The organism is Halopiger thermotolerans, from assembly GCF_054654555.1.
Genome location: NZ_BAAIEU010000002.1, coordinates 172,965 through 190,816 on the forward strand (window position 1 = coordinate 172,965; position 17,852 = coordinate 190,816).

The 17,852-nt window shown below is 67.0% G+C and carries 17 protein-coding genes and 1 tRNA gene; 8 read left to right on the forward strand and 10 right to left on the reverse strand.

The window, feature by feature from the left end; genetic code table 11:
• The first annotated feature begins 195 nt into the window (after window positions 1–195).
• Window positions 196–432, forward strand: coding sequence for a hypothetical protein (locus ACYQ26_RS03260; protein WP_459806996.1), 237 nt, complete (start codon window positions 196–198; stop codon window positions 430–432).
• 173 nt (window positions 433–605) lie between these two features.
• On the opposite strand, the gene ACYQ26_RS03265 is transcribed toward ACYQ26_RS03260, so the two are convergent.
• The gene (locus ACYQ26_RS03265) at window positions 606–1,436 is read right to left on the reverse strand and encodes an aldo/keto reductase (RefSeq protein WP_459806998.1); all 831 of its coding nucleotides are present in this window, start codon (window positions 1,434–1,436) and stop codon (window positions 606–608) included.
• A gap of 500 nt (window positions 1,437–1,936) precedes the next feature.
• Window positions 1,937–2,009, reverse strand: a tRNA-Pro gene (locus ACYQ26_RS03270).
• An 82-nt stretch (window positions 2,010–2,091) separates the two neighbouring features.
• On the opposite strand from ACYQ26_RS03270, the gene ACYQ26_RS03275 reads away from it, so the two are divergent.
• Together ACYQ26_RS03275 and ACYQ26_RS03280 are read left to right on the forward strand one after the other, a co-directional pair.
• Window positions 2,092–2,349 (forward strand): pro-sigmaK processing inhibitor BofA family protein, encoded by a 258-nt coding sequence (locus tag ACYQ26_RS03275; RefSeq protein ID WP_459807000.1) that lies wholly within the window; start codon window positions 2,092–2,094, stop codon window positions 2,347–2,349.
• 128 nt (window positions 2,350–2,477) lie between these two features.
• Window positions 2,478–3,005, forward strand: coding sequence for a DUF2299 family protein (locus tag ACYQ26_RS03280; protein WP_459807002.1), 528 nt, complete (start codon window positions 2,478–2,480; stop codon window positions 3,003–3,005).
• A 4-nt stretch (window positions 3,006–3,009) separates the two neighbouring features.
• On the opposite strand, the gene ACYQ26_RS03285 is transcribed toward ACYQ26_RS03280, so the two are convergent.
• The 6 genes from ACYQ26_RS03285 to ACYQ26_RS03310 all read right to left on the reverse strand — a co-directional run bounded on the left by ACYQ26_RS03285 (window position 3,010) and on the right by ACYQ26_RS03310 (window position 9,445).
• Window positions 3,010–5,076, reverse strand: a complete 2,067-nt coding sequence (locus ACYQ26_RS03285; RefSeq protein ID WP_459807004.1) for a DEAD/DEAH box helicase — start codon at window positions 5,074–5,076, stop codon at window positions 3,010–3,012.
• 210 nt (window positions 5,077–5,286) lie between these two features.
• Window positions 5,287–6,489, reverse strand: coding sequence for an ABC transporter substrate-binding protein (locus tag ACYQ26_RS03290; RefSeq protein WP_459807006.1), 1,203 nt, complete (start codon window positions 6,487–6,489; stop codon window positions 5,287–5,289).
• Window positions 6,490–6,536: 47 nt separating this feature from the next.
• A complete protein-coding gene (locus ACYQ26_RS03295; protein WP_459807008.1) occupies window positions 6,537–7,469 on the reverse strand; it encodes an ABC transporter ATP-binding protein in 933 nt (310 codons plus the stop codon).
• The gene (locus ACYQ26_RS03300; protein WP_459807010.1) at window positions 7,469–8,575 is read right to left on the reverse strand and encodes a FecCD family ABC transporter permease; all 1,107 of its coding nucleotides are present in this window, start codon (window positions 8,573–8,575) and stop codon (window positions 7,469–7,471) included. The genes ACYQ26_RS03295 and ACYQ26_RS03300 overlap by 1 nt, the downstream gene beginning before the upstream one ends.
• Before the next feature lie 115 nt (window positions 8,576–8,690).
• Window positions 8,691–9,131 carry a cupin domain-containing protein gene (locus ACYQ26_RS03305; RefSeq protein ID WP_459807012.1) on the reverse strand — a complete coding sequence of 147 codons (441 nt, stop codon included), beginning with the start codon at window positions 9,129–9,131 and terminating at the stop codon, window positions 8,691–8,693.
• A 119-nt stretch (window positions 9,132–9,250) separates the two neighbouring features.
• A complete protein-coding gene (locus ACYQ26_RS03310) occupies window positions 9,251–9,445 on the reverse strand; it encodes a cold-shock protein (protein ID WP_007141040.1) in 195 nt (64 codons plus the stop codon).
• A gap of 199 nt (window positions 9,446–9,644) precedes the next feature.
• Between ACYQ26_RS03310 and ACYQ26_RS03315 the strand changes: the two genes are divergently transcribed.
• The 3 genes from ACYQ26_RS03315 (at window position 9,645) to ACYQ26_RS03325 (ending at window position 14,482) form a co-directional block, all read left to right on the forward strand.
• A complete protein-coding gene (locus tag ACYQ26_RS03315; protein ID WP_459807014.1) occupies window positions 9,645–10,109 on the forward strand; it encodes an Lrp/AsnC family transcriptional regulator in 465 nt (154 codons plus the stop codon).
• Between the two features lie 316 nt (window positions 10,110–10,425).
• Window positions 10,426–11,925: a proton-conducting transporter transmembrane domain-containing protein gene (locus ACYQ26_RS03320; RefSeq protein WP_459807016.1), complete on the forward strand. Its 1,500-nt coding sequence runs from the start codon at window positions 10,426–10,428 to the stop codon at window positions 11,923–11,925.
• Complete coding sequence (locus tag ACYQ26_RS03325; protein WP_459807018.1) at window positions 11,918–14,482, forward strand: DUF2309 domain-containing protein; 2,565 nt, start codon at window positions 11,918–11,920, stop codon at window positions 14,480–14,482. The genes ACYQ26_RS03320 and ACYQ26_RS03325 overlap by 8 nt, the downstream gene beginning before the upstream one ends.
• A 39-nt stretch (window positions 14,483–14,521) precedes the next feature.
• Here ACYQ26_RS03325 and ACYQ26_RS03330 read toward each other — a convergent pair whose 3' ends face one another.
• Window positions 14,522–14,740: a hypothetical protein gene (locus ACYQ26_RS03330; protein ID WP_459807020.1), complete on the reverse strand. Its 219-nt coding sequence runs from the start codon at window positions 14,738–14,740 to the stop codon at window positions 14,522–14,524.
• Between the two features lie 89 nt (window positions 14,741–14,829).
• Window positions 14,830–15,612 carry a carbonic anhydrase gene (locus ACYQ26_RS03335; RefSeq protein ID WP_459807023.1) on the reverse strand — a complete coding sequence of 261 codons (783 nt, stop codon included), beginning with the start codon at window positions 15,610–15,612 and terminating at the stop codon, window positions 14,830–14,832.
• 168 nt (window positions 15,613–15,780) lie between these two features.
• Between ACYQ26_RS03335 and ACYQ26_RS03340 the strand changes: the two genes are divergently transcribed.
• Together ACYQ26_RS03340 and ACYQ26_RS03345 are read left to right on the forward strand one after the other, a co-directional pair.
• Window positions 15,781–16,797, forward strand: a complete 1,017-nt coding sequence (locus tag ACYQ26_RS03340) for an NADP-dependent oxidoreductase (protein ID WP_459807025.1) — start codon at window positions 15,781–15,783, stop codon at window positions 16,795–16,797.
• Window positions 16,798–16,936: 139 nt separating this feature from the next.
• Window positions 16,937–17,791: an alpha/beta fold hydrolase gene (locus ACYQ26_RS03345; RefSeq protein ID WP_459807027.1), complete on the forward strand. Its 855-nt coding sequence runs from the start codon at window positions 16,937–16,939 to the stop codon at window positions 17,789–17,791.
• Window positions 17,792–17,852: the final 61 nt, after the last annotated feature.

Below are 17,852 nucleotides of genomic sequence, written 5' to 3' on the forward strand. Positions count from 1 at the left end.
GAACCGGTCACCGTCGGGGTCGGTCCGAGCGACGCCGGGATCGGGATTGGAAGTAGGACCGCGCTCCGGTATCAACCGGCGGCCGATGCCGCCGGCCGTTCGCCGGCGGGCCGTTGTTACGGCCGTGACAACGGACCTGACGTTTCTCAGATCGTTACAGCAGCTATTTCCAGACGGTATACCGACGTAGCAGCGATGGACGAACGCAACGGCGACGATGCGGATCGGATGATCGCCGCTTGCACGGACTGTGGCGCGCTCTACGCGGCGACCGAACTGTCGGACGGATCGATCCTTCCGATCGGCCGACGCGACGGCTGTCGGTGCGGGGGAACGGAGTTCACCAAGGTCAACGAAACCCTGCTCGAGAACGTGACCGAAACCGGCCCGGCCGCTACGGAGACCCGAGACGAGATCGATTCCGACGAGTGAGTCGTGTCCCCGTTTTGCCGGCCTGACCTGCTCGAGGCGGTCGTCGCTCGAGGCAGCTAAACGACCCGTTCTCGAGCGGAGACTGAATTCTACCGCGAGCAGGCGTCGGCTCTCGTCGTCGTGAAAACGGTGGTCGGGACCGATACCGATGGCGGCGACCGCGACGGACGCGATCAGTTCCAGGGCGCGAATCCGGGGTCGATCTGCCGGTCGGTTTCCTCGATCGCGTCGATCGTCTCGACGTCGTCCGCGTCGAGATCGACGGCGAGCGATTCGAAGTTGTCTTGGATGTGCTCCTCGCCAGTCGCCTTCGGAATCACGGTGACGCCCTTTTCGCGGGCCCAGGCCAGACTGATCTGCGCCTCGCTGACGTCGTGTTTCGCGGCGATCTCCTGGATTTCGGGCTGGTCGAACACCTGTCCGCGGGCCAGCGGCGAGTAACCGACGACCTCGACGTCGTGGGCGTCACAGACCTCGCGGAGTTCCTCCTGGGGCAACAGCGGATGGAGTTCGACCTGGTTCGCGAAGATGGGCGCGTCGCAAATTTCGACGGCTTCCTCGAGCTGTTCGGGCTGGAAGTTGCTCACGCCGACGCGCTCGATCAGGCCCTCGTCGTAGAGCTCCGAAAACGCGGACAGCGTCTCCTCGGCGTCGTACGTTCGGGCGGGCCAGTGGACATACAGCAGGTCGACGTAGTCGACGCCCAGCCGGTCGAGGCTCTCGCGGGTCGTCTCGAGGACGTCGTCGTGCGCGAGGTTGTCGATCCAGACCTTGGTGGCGAGGAAGACATCCTCGCGGTCGACGTCGGCCCGCTCGATGCCCTCGCCGACGGCTTCCTCGTTGTCGTAGGCCTGGGCGGTGTCGATGTGACGATACCCCGTCTCGAGGGCCGTGCGGACGCTTTCGGCGCACTCCTCGGGGTCTTCGTTCTGCCAGGTGCCGAGGCCGAGCATCGGCATGCCGTTCGCGGTCGGACACGTCTCCGGGTCAGCGTCTCCCTGCATGGGCGGCGGTTGGGACGTGACGAGAAAAGGGCCTGCGCTCGCAGAAACGAATTCCGGAAAGCGGTCTAGAGAGTCTCTGACGTGCGGAATCGTCAATGCCCGCGAATGTTGGCAGCGGTAGAGTCGTCCGCTGACGGACCCCGCGAGATCGGACTCCCCGCTCGCGACGAGTCGTATGTTCTTCGGCTTCGACTCGCCTTTCAACGGGGTATCTCCCTCGGAGCGGTCGTCACGCCGCTTCTCCGGAGTGGTATTCCGGCCCGACGGCTGTGACCCAAACAACGATGGGACAGTACTTACCAGTGTCACTCTCTCACATCCGACTGGCCTGCCTCCTCGAAGGCAGGTCAGCCCGCCACGCGAGCACCCACCAGAGCGTAACCGAGAGCCACCCTCCCGTCCCGAGCACTCCGAGTTGGAACTGATCGAGAATTCTATTTTTATCGGCTCGCCGCTCGCACCAAGCGCTACTCGACGCCTGTTGTTCGCGATAGAACGGATGGGATCGCCCGGATTTGAACCGGGGTCACGGGCACCCAAGGCCCGAAGTATACCAGGCTAACCCACGATCCCGCATCCACTCTTTCGGGCGGACGTCATAAAGGGTTTCGTTCCGATCCGAACCGTTTTGTATCGTCTCGAGGTAGTCTCGCGTATGGTTACCGGTCTCGAGATCGTCCTGCTGGTCCTCGTCCTCGCGGCCGTGCTGGGCGCCTCCACGTTAATCCAGACGGTTAGGCCCTTCATCGTCAACGCGGTGGTCGGTCTCATCGTGCTGTTTCTCGCACAGGCGGTGTTCGGCCTCGCCGTCGCCGTCACGCCGATCGCGCTCGTCGTCGTCGCGATCGGAGGCTTCCCCGGCTCGCTGCTGGTGATCCTGCTGTCGCTGTTCGGCGTCGCGTTCGTCCCCTGAGCGTCCGCACCGACCCGCTCGGACGGGAGGCTTTCGCGAGCACTCCGCACCGGCGGACAGCCGATCGCGATCTGAACGACGGCTGCTGCCGGCTCAACGCTTTATTTTCCCGGAGTCGTACCCGTGCCATGACGACCCACGTGAGCGAACGACAGGTCCGCTGGTGGCTCGACCGAAACGCAATCCAGGACATAACGGCGCACACGCAGGAGGAGACGGAGTTCAACCTGCAGGTGACCCTCTCGAGCCTGCCGATCCACCTCATCAAGGAGGAGACGAAGGGGCCGATCCGGGTCGTCGGCCGTAGCGGACTCGACAGCGAGCGGGCTAGGCGGCTCGTGCGCGACGACGGCCAACGGGCGGAACTGTTGAGCCAGATCGGACCCGTGCTCGCGACGACGCCCGGCTTCTACACGTTCCTCGACGAGGAGGGCGGGGCCTGTGAACTTCGCGAGGCCGAGACCCTTCAGATGGAGCACCGGATCTATCCAGACGGCGCGTCCCAGCAGGCGCTGATGGACAGCGTGATGGCCATCGCTACTGCGATGCGGTACCTCCAGAATCTGCTGACCGCCTCGAGCCCCCAGAGTCCCCGCAATCGAAATCCGCCCGAATCGAACCCACTCGAGAGTGAGGGCGAGGGAGAGGAGGACTGACTCCTCAGAGATCCTCGTCCCGCAACTCGAGGTCGGCGACGAGGTCGTAGGGGTGGGCGTCCTTCCGGATGCCGTCGACGAGGGTGAAGGCCTCGCCGGGCTCGAGGAAGTGTTGGGTAACGACTTGTCCGAGCGGCGTCGGTTCGAAGCCGTCGATGAAGTCGTACTGCAGGAGCTTGCCGATGGCGTGTTTCGTCGGCACCTCGCCGAGCATGCGGTCGTTTAACGCCTTGGCGGCCTTGCCGCCGACCGCGATGTTCGCCAGCGTCTCCTCGACGGCGGCGGCCTCGTCGTAGTGGGTCATCACCGACTCCATCTCGCCTTTCAGGAGCTTGAACGCGACCTCGTCCTCGGTCCCCTCCATCGAGTTGTGGTAGGCGCAGTCGGGTTCGACGAGGACGTACACCTTCCCCTTGTCGTGGTAGTCGGGTCGGCCCGCGCGGCCGAGCATCTGGTGGAACTCCTGGACGGAGAGCCACTCGATGCCCATCGCCAGCGAGTCGAAGATGACCTGCGAGGCGGGGAAGTCCACGCCGGCCGCGAGTGCAGCGGTCGTCACGACCGCCGATAGCTCCTGTTCGCCGAACTGTCGCTCGACTTTCTTCCGGCGCTTGTAATCCAGGCCGGCGTGGTACGGCGCCGAGGAGTACTCCAACTTGCGCGAGATTTCGTGGCACCGCCGCCGGGAGTTGGTGAAGATGATCGTCTGCCCGCGATACCCCTTCGAGGACTCGGTGTCGAACTCGCGTTTGACGAGTTTGTTCTCGACGCGGACCTTCTCCTGTCCGTCGGCGAAGGTGACGTGGCGCTCGATCGGCACCGGGCGCTCCTCGAACTCGATGAGCTTCGACTCGAGCGCGTCGGCGAGCTGTTCGGGGTTACCGACGGTCGCTGAGAGGTAGATCCACTGGGCGCCGCCGTAGTCGTCGCGCCGTTTCGCGCGCTGCTCGCAGGTGTACTTGAGCCGCGAGATCAGCCCGTCGAGGCGGTGACCGCGATCTTCCTCCTTTAACGTGTGGACCTCGTCGATGACGACGGTCCCGATGTCGCCCATGTCCTTGCCCGTCCGCAGGGCGTGGTCGATCCCCTCGTAGGTGCCGACGATGACGTCGGCGTTGGGATCGAACTGGTTGCCGTTGTCGGCGATCCGGCTCGCGCCGACGCGGATGGAGACGTCGACGAGGTGGCCGTACTCGTCCTGGAAGTCCTCGTACTTCTGGTTGGCCAGCGCCACGAGCGGGACGAGAAAGAGCATCTTCCCCTTCCCGTTCAGCACGCGGTTGATCCCGGCCATCTCGCCGACCAGTGTCTTCCCGGTCGCCGTCGCGGAAACGACCATCTGGTCGTCGCCATCGAATAGGCCGTTCTCGACCGAGAGGCTCTGGACGGGAAGCAGGGTCTCGAACCGGTCCTCGAGCAGGTTCTGCAGGCCCGGATGGAGGTTCAGCGAGTCGACCGGAACGGGGTCGATCTCGTCGGTCGTCGCCGAGATCGTATCGAACTTCGTCAGATCGGGGTCGAGTTGCCCCTTGAGCAGGTTGACGATCCGCTCTAGGTCCTGGACCTCGAGCATGAGGTCCTCGAGCCGTTCCTTGGCGGCGCCGGTGACCTCGCCGCCGCTCGAAAACGAGAGCTGGCGCTCGAGTTCCTGGCGCGCGCAGTCCTGACAGATCCAGTCGTTGTCGTCCTTGACGGCGGTCTCGGTGGTGATCGGCGAGTACCGGCCCGCCGAGGCGCAGTACCGGCAGGTCCGGACGGTCTTTGCCTTGTCCTCGAGCTGGTAGCCCGCGAGCATCTCTTTGAACTCACGGCGCTTCTCGGGGGCGGTCTGTTCGGAGATGCGGATCCGCTTCGCTCGACGGGCGAGCTCGATGAACTCGTCGGGCTGGCGGGGTTCCTCGCTCGAGCCCTGCTTGAGGCGGAACTTGGCGGGCCGGGGTCCGGCCGACGTCTCCGAGAGGACGAGCTTCGCTCGGAACAGCCGCTCGCCGTCGCGCTGGACGACGATCAGGTAGTCGTCACCCGTCTCGTGGCAGAAGATCGTTTCGACCTGCTGGACCTGCTTCGACACGACCACGGGTACGGGAGCGCGGTATTTCAGCGGTTCGGACTGGACCGACGCGAGACCGCCTCGGCTCGCCGACGGGCGTCGCGCTCGAGTCGCGGGGTCGCTCGAGCGCATCGGGCAGGTCGGGGTTCGAACGACGGCGACAGAAGAAAGACGAAAAGCGAAAGCGCGACGGCCCACCGGAGCCGCGTTCGCAACTACAGCCGCGTCAGCTCAGAAGTTTCCGTTGACGATGTCGCTGACTCGCTGCCGATCGAACAGTTCCTTCTCGACGCCGTAGAGATCCTGTGCGGCGCGCTCGGTCAGCACGAGGTTCGCGATCGGCCCCTGGTAGAGCGGGCCGCCGCGGTAGACGTCGCCGTTCTGGACGGCCGTCAGTTCGCTGGCGATGTCGTGGTTTTCCATCTCCGCGACGACCTGATTCTGGAACTCCTCGGCGGTCAGGGACTCGTTACTCGGGCCGCGAAGCAGGAGCACGTCGGGATCGATCTCGAGCAGGTTCTCGTAGTCGATCGTCCCGCGGTCGCTGGTGAAGTCCGAGACGCCCGCCTTGCCCAGCGCGTCGCCGACGCCGAGATCGCGCCACTGCTTGTAGCCCGTCCCGTCGCCGATGGTGTAGGGGTAGAACGTCCCGTCGCCGGCCGGCCACACGATCGCGACGTCCGGCCGTTCGCTCTCCGGCGGGACGATCGATTCGACCTCGCTCTGGAACTCGTCGTGGAGCGACGCGAAGGCCTCGTACCGCTCTTGTTCCTGGAAGACCTCCGCCAGCTTCTCGAAGGCCTCGTACAGCGAGAGGAACTCGTAGTCGTGCCAGCCGTAGTCCTGCGAGAAAATGCTGTTGCCGAAGAAGGGCGTCCCCATCGATTCGATCTGGTCGATATCGCTCTGGTCCCAGTCTCCCCGGTTGATGAGGAAGTTCGGGTCCATGACGAACACGTCGACGTCGCCGCTGAGTTCGACGAACTCCTCCGGATCGAGTTCGTCGTCCCAGAGCGCGTCCATCCCGCTCTTGTCGACGCTGACGTCGGGAATCTCGTCGTAGTACTGTGTGTGATAGCGCGCGGTGAGGTAGACGGCCTCGGGCGGCTGTTGGCCGAGGGCGATCCCCATGTCGGCCCAGCTCCCGTTGTTGGCCGCCCACGCCTCCGGGACGGAATCGAACTCGACGGTGCCGACGGGCTCCATCGTCACGGAGTAGCTCTCGCTCGAGCCGTCCCCGCTGCCGTCGTCGCTGTCGCCGTCGCCGTTACTGCTGGTGTCAGCGCTGCTGTTACCGTTCCCGTTGCCGCCTTCGGCGTCGCTGTTACCGTTTCCGTTCCCGTCGCTCGTACACCCGGCGAAAAGGCCCGCCGCGGCAACCGTCGCGCCCGTTCGAAGGATCGTTCGTCTCGACCGGTGGCTGTCGTCAGTCATTACTCTTTAGGCTCGCCTAAAAGTAGAAAAGCGTTCTGGTATCGAGGTTACTCGTTGTCAGCTTGCAGCGCTCGCTTCGGAAGGACCTGCAGTTCGGGGTCGTAGGTGACGGTCGCTTCGACGTCGAAGACGTCCGCGAGCAACTGCTCGGTGACGATCTCCTCGGGCGGCCCCCAGTCGTACAGTTCGCCGTCCCGCATCGCGATGAGGTAGTCCGCGAACCGCGCCGCCTGGGAGATGTCGTGGAGGACGACCGCGACGGTGACGCCCTTCTCCTCGTTGAGCTGGCGGATCGTCTCGAGGACGCGGAACTGGTGGTGGAGATCGAGGAAGGTCGTCGGCTCGTCCAGCAGGAGGATGTCCGTGTCCTGGGCCAGCACCATCGCGATCCAGGCGAGTTGCTTCTGTCCGCCGCTAAGCTGGCCGACCTCGGAATCCCGGAGGTGCTCGACGCCGGCCAGCTCGAGGGCGCGTTCGACCGCCTCGCGGTCCTCGCGGGAGATGCCCTCGAAGAAGCCTCGGTGCGGATAGCGACCGTGGTAGACCAGATCCTCGACGGTGATCCCGCTGACCGAGTCGTTCTCCTGCGAGAGGAGGCCGAGTTCGCGCGCGAGTTCGGGGCGGTCGAACGACCGGAGGTCTTCGCCGCGCAACCGAACGGTTCCCGTATCGGGCTCGAGGTGCTTCGAGAGCGCCTTCAGCATCGTGCTCTTGCCGCTGCCGTTGGGGCCGACGAGGGCGGTGATCTCGCCCTCCGGTACGTCCAGGCGCGTGCAGTCGACGATCGTCTCGTCGCTGCCGGGGTAGCTCAACTCGAGGTCGTCGCCGACGAGCGCGCTCTGGACGCTGATTCCGTTGCGGCTCTCGCCAGTATCGTCCGTCTCTCGATTGCGCTCGCCGTCGGCGTCCGTGCCCCGACGTCCCGTCGTCGTTTCGACGTCACCCTCGAGGTCCGTGTCGTTCGCGGTGTGTCTCGTCATCAGAGTTCACCCATCGATCGCTGTTTGCGCATCAGGTAGAGGAAGTACGGCCCGCCGAGCAGGCCGGTGACGACGCCGACCGGAAGCTGGGTGCCGCCGAGCGCGAGGCGGGCCCCGACGTCGGCGGCGACCATCAGCGCCGGTCCGGCGAACAGACAGCCGACCATCAGCTGTCGGTAGTCGCTCCCGACGGTGTTGCGGACGATGTGGGGAACGACGAGCCCGAAGAAGCTGACGATCCCCGCGATCGAAATCGCGACGCTGGCGGCCAGGATGGCCACGCCCGAGAGCAGGAACCGTACCATCTCGACGCGCATGCCGAGCGAGCGGGCGGTCTGTTCCCCGAGCAGCAAGATGTTGAGCTGTCGCGCGCCGGCGATCGCGAACAGGATCGCCACGGCGGCCGGGATCGTCGCGATGCGGACTTCGTCCCAGCCGGTGCCGGTGAGCGACCCGGTCAGCCAGGCGATCGCCGTCTGGACGACGCCGATGTCGTCGGCGAAGAAGAACAGCCCCTGCTGGAGCGACTGGAAGACCATGTTGACGATGACGCCAGCCAGCACGAGCCGGACGGGGCTCGTCCCGTCCTTCCAGGCGATCGCGTAGACGACCAGGAACGCGATCGTGCCGCCCAGCGCGGCGATAAGCGGCAGGAGCGGCGCGAGGCCGCTGAAGACGACCAGCGTTGCGAGGACGGCGAACCCGGCCCCCGAACTGACGCCGAGCACGAAGGGGCTGGCCAGTTCGTTGCGCGTCACCGCCTGGAAGATCGCCCCCGACACCGCCAGCGTCGTCCCGGCGATGATCGCGACGAACACCCGCGGCAGCCGGATGTTCCAGACGACGATGCTGTTTCGACTCATCTCGGGCAGTTCGCCCCCGAAGAGGAACGCGTTCCACGCGGCGCGGTTGAACACGATCGACGGGTCGAAGACCGCCCGCCAGGTCTCCGCGAGCGTCATCGAGTACGAGCCGAAACTCACCTGGACGAGCCCCGCGACGACCGTGACGACCGTACTCGCGAGACAGAACAGGACGAGCGTCCCGGTGAACCATCCCTCTTGCTCGCGGACTGCGTGTCCTCCCGTCGAGTGCGATCCTGCCATTCGTGTTTAGGTGTGCCTAAAGAGTGTTTAGTAGTTGCGGTTCGACCCAGTAGTCAGGAAGACGATTGCTATGACAGCGCCAAGTTGGTGCGTTCGAGCGGTCCTGCGCGAGCGACTAGTCGTCGAGCAGTTCGATCTCGTCGTCGCCGTTCGGGACGGCACAGAGGAAGGCCCCCTGCTCGTCGCTTTCGTTGCGGTACCAGTGGACCGCGCCGGCGGGGATCAGCAGGGAGTCGCCGGCTGCGACCTCGTACTCCTCGTCCTCGATACCCACGGTGTATTCGCCCTCGAGCACGTACTGCTCGTGCTCGACGGCGTTGGTGTGTTTCGGGACCTCGGCGCCGGGATCGAGGACGAACCGACGGATCGCGAAGTTCGGCGCGCCGTGCTCGTCGCTTATCAGGACGCCCTTCTCGAGGCCGTCGGCCGCGTCGACGGCCTCGTAGGAGACGTCGTCGCTGCGCCGGACCAGCGGTTGCGGGTCGCCGTCTGCGGACACACGATCTGCGGCGTCGACGTCCGGTTCGGATTCCGGCCCCGACGAGGAGTCAGCCATACTCGATCCTCGAACGCGGCGCTACTAAAGTCCCTTACTTGTCGCCGATCGCACCCGACAGCCGCAGCTGGGCGGTGTAAAATACTGCAGTCAAGAGCCGATACCGTTACGAATCCGCCTTACAGGCGCTCGACGTTCGTCGCGCGCGGGCCCTTGGGGGCCTGCTCGATGTCGAACTCGAGTTCCTGCCCTTCTTCGAGGTCCGGGCCGCCGATGTCTTCCATGTGGAAGAAGACGTCCTCGTCCGCATCCTCAGTCTCGATGAATCCGTAGCCGCCAGTGTCGTTGAAGAAATCAACGGTTCCTTGCGCCATTGCTTCTAAAGAGAGTGGACGGATACGTATAAACGCTGCGACTCGCGGACCGCCGACACACCGGGTATCACGGTTCCGTCGCCGCCTTTCCCGTTCCCCCGAGCCGGGCGAGATCCGCGAGCGTCCTCGGCCGTCCGGTGGGCCCAGCCCGCGGGACGCAGGCGAAGTCCCTTATATTCGCCGGTCGAAACGACGCGGTATGACCGAGTACGAGCTCGACGCGGTCGACCGGGAGATCCTCTACGCGCTCCAGGAGGAAGCCCGGAACCTTTCCTCCGGCGAGATCGCCGAACGGACCGACGCGTCCTCGAGCACGGTCCGCAAGCGCATCCAGCGCCTCGAGTCGGAGGGGGTCATCAAGGGGTACAGCGCCAACATCGATTACACGAAGTCCGGCTATCCGATCCGGATGCTGCTCTTCTGTACGGCGCCGATCCCGGACCGCGGCGACTATATCGACGACATTCTGAACATCTCGGGCGTCGTCTCGGTGCAGGAACTGGTGACGGGCGAGGAGAACCTCCTCGTCACGGCCGTCGTCAAGAACGATCGCGACATCACGCCGATCGCGCAGGAGCTCTCGGACATGGGGCTGACGATCACCGACGAGGTGCTCGTGCGCAGTCACGAGTCGACCTCGTTCGACGAGTTCTCCGCTGAGTGATCGCGCCGTCACCCGGCTCCGGTTCCGATTCGCTTTTTATACTACTGCTCTCCGCTCGAGTCCGACGGTTCCGCCGCGTCAGCGGCGTCTCCGTCCTGCCAGCGCGGCGGACCCTCTGGACGGATGGTGAATCGGCAGGTCGGTTCGCGGCACTTCTTGCGATAGACCATGATGTTCTTTCACACGGGTTTCGGCGAACGATTTGTTCGAACAGCAGGTTATAATAACCAGGATGTTCAAAGCGGTGGTAACGACGACTGGGCGGATCGGCCCCGCGGCGGGACCGTCCGCGCCGGTCGGAGGTGACACTCGACGCATGACCGACGAACGCTCGATCGACGCCGCACAACTCTCGGAACTGACGACGACGGACGATTCGGTCGTCCCCCGGGCGTCGACGCGGCTGGTATGGGTACTGTTCCTCTGTAGCGTCGGCGTTCTCGCGCTGACGATCCGGCGGGGCGAGCCGTGGACCGGCGTCGACTACGCGGTCGTCGACGGGCTCACCGCGGTGCTGTGGGTCGTGGTCACCTTCTTCAGCGGCATCGTTCACAGCTACTCCCGGCGCTACATGGCGGGCGACCGCGACCTCGAGCGATTCTTCGCTCGCGTGTTCGCGTTCACGCTCGTCGTGATGGCGCTGGCGGCGGCGGATCACGTCGCGCTGTTCGCGGCGGCGTGGCTCGCGATGGGGCTGCTGATGGCCGGCCTCATCGGCCACGTCCGCGACTGGGAGCAGGCCCGCGCCGCCGGCGCGCTGGCGCGTCGCTACTTCGTCGCCAGCAGCGCGGTGCTGGCCGGCAGCCTGGCGCTGCTGGCCTGGGAGACGGGAACGACCTCGATCGCCGGCATCCTCGGTGGCCTCGAGGACGTCTCCCCGACGGTCGGCCTCGTCGCCGCCGGTGGGATCGTCCTCGCGGCGCTGATCCAGTCGGCGCTGTTCCCGTTCCACGGCTGGCTGCTGTCCTCGATGACGGCGCCGACGCCGGCCTCGGCGCTGATGCACGCCGGCTTCGTCAACGCGGGCGGCGTTCTGCTGACCCGCTTCGCGCCGCTCGTTTCCGACCGCCTCGCGATCATGTCGGCTATCGTCGTCCTCGGCGCGGTCAGCGCCCTGCTGGGCCAGGCGATGTTGCTCGTCCAGACGAACGTCAAGCGCAAGCTCGGGAGCTCGACGATGGCCCAGATGGGCTTTATGATCCTCCAGTGCGGACTGGGCTTCTTCGCGGCCGCGATCGCCCACCTGATTCTACACGGGTTCTACAAGGCCTACCTGTTCCTCTCGTCGGGCGCCGTCGTCGAGGAGGCCGCGCCCGAATCGACCGCCAAACACGCCGGCCACACCGAGTTCGGCTTCGCGAGCGCCGCCGTCAGCCTGGCGACGGCCGTCGGCGGCGGCGTGCTGTTCGGCGTTCTCACCGGGAAGGCGACGGGCCTGGCGTTCGACAGCGGGACGATCCTGACGCTCGTCGTGGTCCTGACGACCCTGACCGCGGCGCGGGACATCCTCAACCGGACGACCCTGCCGCGGTCGGTCCGGTTCGTCAGCGTCCCGCTGGTCGTCCTCACCGCGATCGGGGGCTACGCCCTGCTGTACAACGCGATCTCGGCCGTTGTTCCCTCACCGATGACCCACGCCTCGACCGAGGTTACGATCGCCCACGGGCTCGTCGTCGCCCTGTTCGTCGGGGCCTACGTCGCGACGGAACTCGGGTGGCACCGCTCGAGCGAGCGCCTCTACGTCTCGCTGCTGAACCTCTCGCAGCCGGATTCCGCGACCGTCCTCACGAACAAGGAGGAGTACAAAGATGTCTAAGCCGACGGCTCAATCCGAACTCGACCACGACGCGCAAGCCGAACAGACGCCACAGCAACGCGATCAGGCGGCGGACGACCCTGCGACCGGCACCGCCGCCGATCAGGACCCCCTCGCCGCGACGATCGAGCGCGCGGCCGAGCGGGTCGGCGCCGTCTGGCCGCTGTACTCGTTCGTCACGGCCAACCCCCTTTCGGGGTTCGAGGACCGGCCGTTCCATCGGGCCGTCGACGAGGCCGAGTCCCTGTTCGGCGGCCGGGGCTACCCTCACCCCGACGTCTTTCGGAAAGCCTGGGAGCGCGGCCAGATCGATCCGGACGTCCTGAGCGAGGAACTCGAGGCCCGCGGGATCGACCGCGATCCGGAGATGCTCCTCGAGGAGATGGCCGCGGCCGAAGCCGAGCGCGATACCGAGGCCGACGACGCGACCGAGACCGTCGACCGCGTGCTCTCGAAGTGGCTCGCCGCCTTCCTCGACGAGGGCCAGGCCAAGTGGCCGATGCCGAACCGCGAGGACGGCTTTTACGCCGCCTGGCGCTCGGTCGCGCCCTACGACGGGGACGTGCCCGGCTGTGACGACCCCGCGGATCTGCCCGAGACGGCGACCGAGGCGATCGAGGCGGTCCTCGGCGACCATCCCGAAGACCAGTGGGTCGACGTCGCCGAGCACCACTTCGCCGCGCTGCCGGGCTGGACCGGCTTCATCAAGCAGCGCGTCGACGACGACACCGACCCCTGGCAGGCCGAGTACCCGATCACGCTGGCGGACTACCTCGCGGTGCGGCTGACCCTCGCGGACCTGCTCGACGCGCCGATCGAGCCTGCGAACGACGAGACAAACGCCGACGACGGCGAGGCCGAGGAGCCCCCGCTCCCCGAGATCTGGCTGACCGCCTGGGAAAAGAGCTACCGCGAGCGCCTGCTCGAGCGAATCGACGGCTCGGTGACCGATCCCGCCGACGCGGGCGAGACGTCCCGCCCCGACGCACAACTGGTGTTCTGCATCGACACGCGCTCGGAGATCATCCGCCGCCACATCGAGCGGCAAGGCGACTACGAGACCCACGGCTACGCCGGCTTCTTCGGCGTCCCGATGCGGTATCAGGGGTACGACGCGACCGCTCCCGTCGACGCCTGTCCGCCGATCGTCGACCCCGAGCACCGCGTGGTCGACCGGCCGGACGACCCGGAGACGACGGCGAAACGCGACCGCTGGACCGGCCTCGCGACGGCGACGCGCAAACACTTCAAGCGGCTCAAGGCCAACGTCGTCGCCGCCTTCCCGTTCGTCGAGGGCGGGGGCGCCGCCTACGGCTCGGCGATGGCCGCGCGGACGCTCGCCCCCTCGGCGATCGCCTCGCTCGAGAGCGCCGTCGCGGACCGCGTCCCGAGCAAACACGAGTTCTGCTCGCCTGCGATCGACTACGACGACCACGACGATCACGCCCACGCGGACCACGACCTGCCGCAGGGCATGACCCTCGAGGAGAAAGTCGAGTACGCGGAGAACGCCTTCGCGCTCATGGGCTGGACGGAGTTCGCCCGCCTGGTCGTCTTCGCGGGCCACGCGAGCGAGACGACGAACAACCCCTTCGACTCGAGCCTCGACTGCGGGGCCTGCGCCGGCAACCCCGGCGGCCCGAACGCCCGCGTGCTCGCGACGATCTGTAACGATCCGGACGTGCAGGCCGAACTCCGCGAGCGCGGGTTCCACATCCCCGAGGACACGGTCTTCCTCGCCGGCGAGCACAACACGACGACCGACGAGATCACCCTGTTCGACGAGGCGGTCCCCGAGAGCCACCGCGAGGACCTCGAGCAACTGCGCGCCGACTTAGAGCGCGCCCAGGCCGGCGCGGCGGCCGAGCGCCTCGAGTCGATGACCGACGAGACCGATGTCGACCCCGACCCCGAGGAGGCGGTCGTCGAGGTCGAACGCAGGGCCGCCGACTGGGCCGAAACCCGTCCCGAGTGGGGGCTGGCCGGTAACGCCTCCTTCGTCATCGGACCGCGCGAGTTGACCGACGACGAGAACCTGGACGGCCGCGCGTTCCTCCACTCCTACGACTGGACGACCGACCCCGAGGGCGAGGCGCTCGAGGCCATCGTGACCGGGCCGCTGGTGGTCACTCAGTGGATCAACAACCAGTACTACTTCGCGACGGTTGACAACGGCGTCTACGGCAGCGGCTCGAAGGTCACGCAGAACGCGCTCGGCAACGTCGGCGTCGTGCAGGGCAACGGCGGCGACCTGATGACGGGCCTGCCGCTCCAGTCGCTGCAACTGTCCGACGACGAGTCGTACCATCAGCCGCTCCGCCTGACGGCGGTCATCCACGCGCCCGTCGAGCGCGTGACCGAGATCCTCCGCCGTCACGACGAGGTCGCCGAACTGCTCGACAACGGCTGGATCGCCGATCTGACGGTCGTCGATCCGGAGCAGGACAACGAGGCGTTCCACTATCAGGGTAATCTCGCGTGGGCCTCGGCGTCGCGGCCGGCGGCGTCGGGTCGCGATCAGCGGCAAGAAGGAATTTCGGCGTCGGCGCAGGACTGACCCTACTTTTGCGCCTGTTTCGACACCGCTGTCCCGCGATTACAGCTCCTCGCGCTTCTCGAGCTGGTGGATCGTAATCGAGATGAAGTAGACGATCATGAACAGCACGAAGCCGACGACGAGCCCGCCCAGCTCTTGAGCGCCGATTCCGGCCGGCGAGAGCACCGCGAGCGTCGCCAGTCCGATGACGAAGATCACGGCGACGAACGCGCCGACGGCGTAGTAGAACCCGACGTCGGACTCGAGGAGCGAACGCATGGTCGATACGTTCTCCGGGAGTGGTAAAACGGTGTCGACGGCTGGCTGCGGGAAAACGGTCCGACGCCGGATCGTAGGGGCTCCTCGAGTCAGGACAGCAGGCTGGCGGCCGCCGTCTCGTAGCCGTCCGGAACGCGCTCGCGGATCGCCGCCGGATCGGTCTCGCCGTCGACGTTGATCAGGTACGCGCGGCCGTCCGCGTCGCCGTAGACCCGCTGGAAGTCGTAGACGAAGCCGTAGACGGCGATATCGTCCGGGACGTCCGCCGCGTTCCGGAGGAACGCAACCTGGCGGTTGACGTTGTACTCGACGAGCTGGTTGACGACCGTCTCCTCGTCGCCGTCGGGGTCGACGGCCCCGCTCTCTATGGCCTCCTCGACCACGGGGACGAGCATTCCGACCCACTTGTCGACCCCCTGCGGGCCGGGCATCTCGCCGCCCGTCGCGACCCGGTAGGCCGCCGTCACGGCGCCGCAGCCGGTGTGGCCGACGACCGCCGCGACCGCGGTCTCTGTGTGGTGGATCGGGTAGAGGATCCCGCCGTCGACGATGCGCTCGCCGTCGTCCTCGTCCCAGACCTGGTTGCCGATGTTGCTCGGCGTAAAGACCGCACCGGGGTGGTCGACCCCCCACATGTGCTCCTGCGGGACCCGCGAGTCCGAGCAACAGATCGCGACGACGCCCGGATGCTGGCTCGTCTGGACGTCCTCGAAGTAGTCCTCGGGCAGCGACTCGACGTGGCGTCGGTTACCGGCGAGCAGCGTCTCGAGGGCGTCGCGGTCGTGTTCCCGGTCGGAATCGACGCCGCTGGCCGCCGGGCTCGACTCGGCGTCGCCCCGGTCGCGATCGCCGCCGTCGTTGTCGGTCGCCATACAGTACCGTACGCGGACGGCGGTGAAAAAGCTCCCACGCTGGCTCGGTCGGTGGTGGAGCGTCGAGCGCGTTCGCGGCTGCGGTGCGTCTCGCCCCGCTCGACCGCAGCATCGGCACTCACTTCCGCGAGGCGACGTTTCATCCCTCGCCGACCGCTACGACTCGACATGGCGGAAACCAGACAGTGGCGACTCGCCAGCCGCCCGACCGGCGAACCGACCCGCGAGAACTTCGACCTCGTGACCGTCGACCGCCCCGAACCCGGTCCGGGCGAGGTCCTCGTGAAGACCCTCTACCAGTCCGTCGACCCGTACATGCGCGGCCGCATGCGCGACGAGGAGTCCTACGCCGAGCCGTGGGACGTCGGCGAGCCCATGCAGGCCGGCGTCGTCGGCGAGGTCGTCGAATCGAAGGCCGACGCGTTCGGCGAGGGGGACGTCGTCACCGGCAACCTCCTGTGGGCCGAGCACGCGGTCGCGGACGCCGACGAACTTCGGCCCGTAAACCCGGAGCTCGGCCCCGTCTCGACCGCGCTGGGCGTGCTGGGCATGCCCGGCATCACCGGCTACTTCGGCATGCTCGACGTGGCCGATCCCTCGCCCGGCGAGACGGTCGTCGTCTCCGCCGCGGCGGGCGCGGTCGGCTCCGTCGCCGGCCAGCTCGCCCGGCTCTCGGGCGCCCGCGTGGTCGGCACCGCCGGCAGCGAGGAGAAAATCGAGTGGCTGACCGACGAGCTCGGCTTCGACGCCGCGATCAACTATAAGGAAACCGACGACCTCGAGGCCGCGGTGGCCGAGGCCTGCCCCGACGGCGTCGACGCCTACTTCGACAACGTCGGCGGCCCGATCACCGACGCCGTCTGGCCGCTGCTGAACGTCGACGCCCGCGTCGCCGTCTGCGGCCAGATCTCGCTGTACAACGCGACCGAAACGCCGACTGGGCCGCGCAAGCTGAGCAAGCTCATCGAGTCCCGCGCGACGGTCGAGGGCTTCCTCGTTGGCGACTATCAGGGCCGGTGGACCGAGGCCCTCGAGTCCCTCTCGGAGTTCATTCAGCAGGGCGACCTCCACTACCGCGAGAACGTCGTCGAGGGCTTCGAGAACGCGCCCGACGCCTTCCTCGGCCTGTTCGAGGGCGAGAACATCGGGAAGCAACTCGTGAAGGTCGCCGAACGGGACGCGTAGACCGCTGGTCGCCCGCTCGAGGCGCCGTCTCGAACCCGCGCACCGTCTCGCAAACCGGAGCTATTTTCGGCCGGCCGCGTCCACAGTCGTGTATCGTCGCCGATCGTACCCTGCGCTCGCCGATCCCGTACTGATACCGATGCTTCCACTCCAGTCGAACTCGGTTCCGGACGTCGACCTCGCCCTGGATCGCGATCTGAACGTCGAGACGGTCGAGCTGCCCGACGGTCGGACGCTCGCGTACGCGACGTACGGCCGCGAGGACGGCGCGCCGCTGGTCTTCCACCACGGCGTCCCGGGATCGTGCGTCCTCGGTGCAGTCCTCTCCTACGCCGCCCGCCAGCGCGGCGTCCGCGTGATCGTGCCGACCCGCCCCGGCTACGGCCGTTCCGATCCCCATCCCGACGGCACGCTCGAGACGTGGGCGGACGACTGTCGCCACCTCGCCGACGAACTCGGCCTCGAGTCGTTCGCCGTCGCCGGCTTCTCGGGGGGCGGACCCCCGGCGCTGGCCGTCGCCGACCGGTTCCCGGACCGGGTCACCGCCGCGGGCGTCATCAGCGCGCCGGTCCCCGAGAGCGAGGGGCCGCTCGCGTCGCTGGCCCGGTTTCCGCGACTGCTCGACATCGCGCTGCGCTGTTCCCGGCTGTTCGCCCAGCGTCGCGGCGACGCGTTCGTCGTCGACCAGCTCACCGAGCGAAATCTCGACGACGTCACCGCCCAACTCGTCGGCCACGATTTCCGGACCGGACTGGCGGGCCGGCCGTCGGGTGCAGTCCGCGAGAGCCGATTTTTGGCCGGCGACTGGTCGCTCCCCGAGCCCGAACCCGACGTCCCGACGACGGTCTGGCACGGCGCGGACGACGTGAACGTCCGGCTCGAGCCCGTGCAGCGCGTCTACGAGGATCGGGATGTTACCGTCCGCACGCTCGAGACCGACCACTTGGAGACGCTGCTGTCGGTCCGCGAGGAGATCATCGAACTCGCCGAGTGATCGGGGGTCGGTCGTGGGCTCGGCGGCCAGCCGCCGGTCGATCGGAGCGAACCGGGTGTCT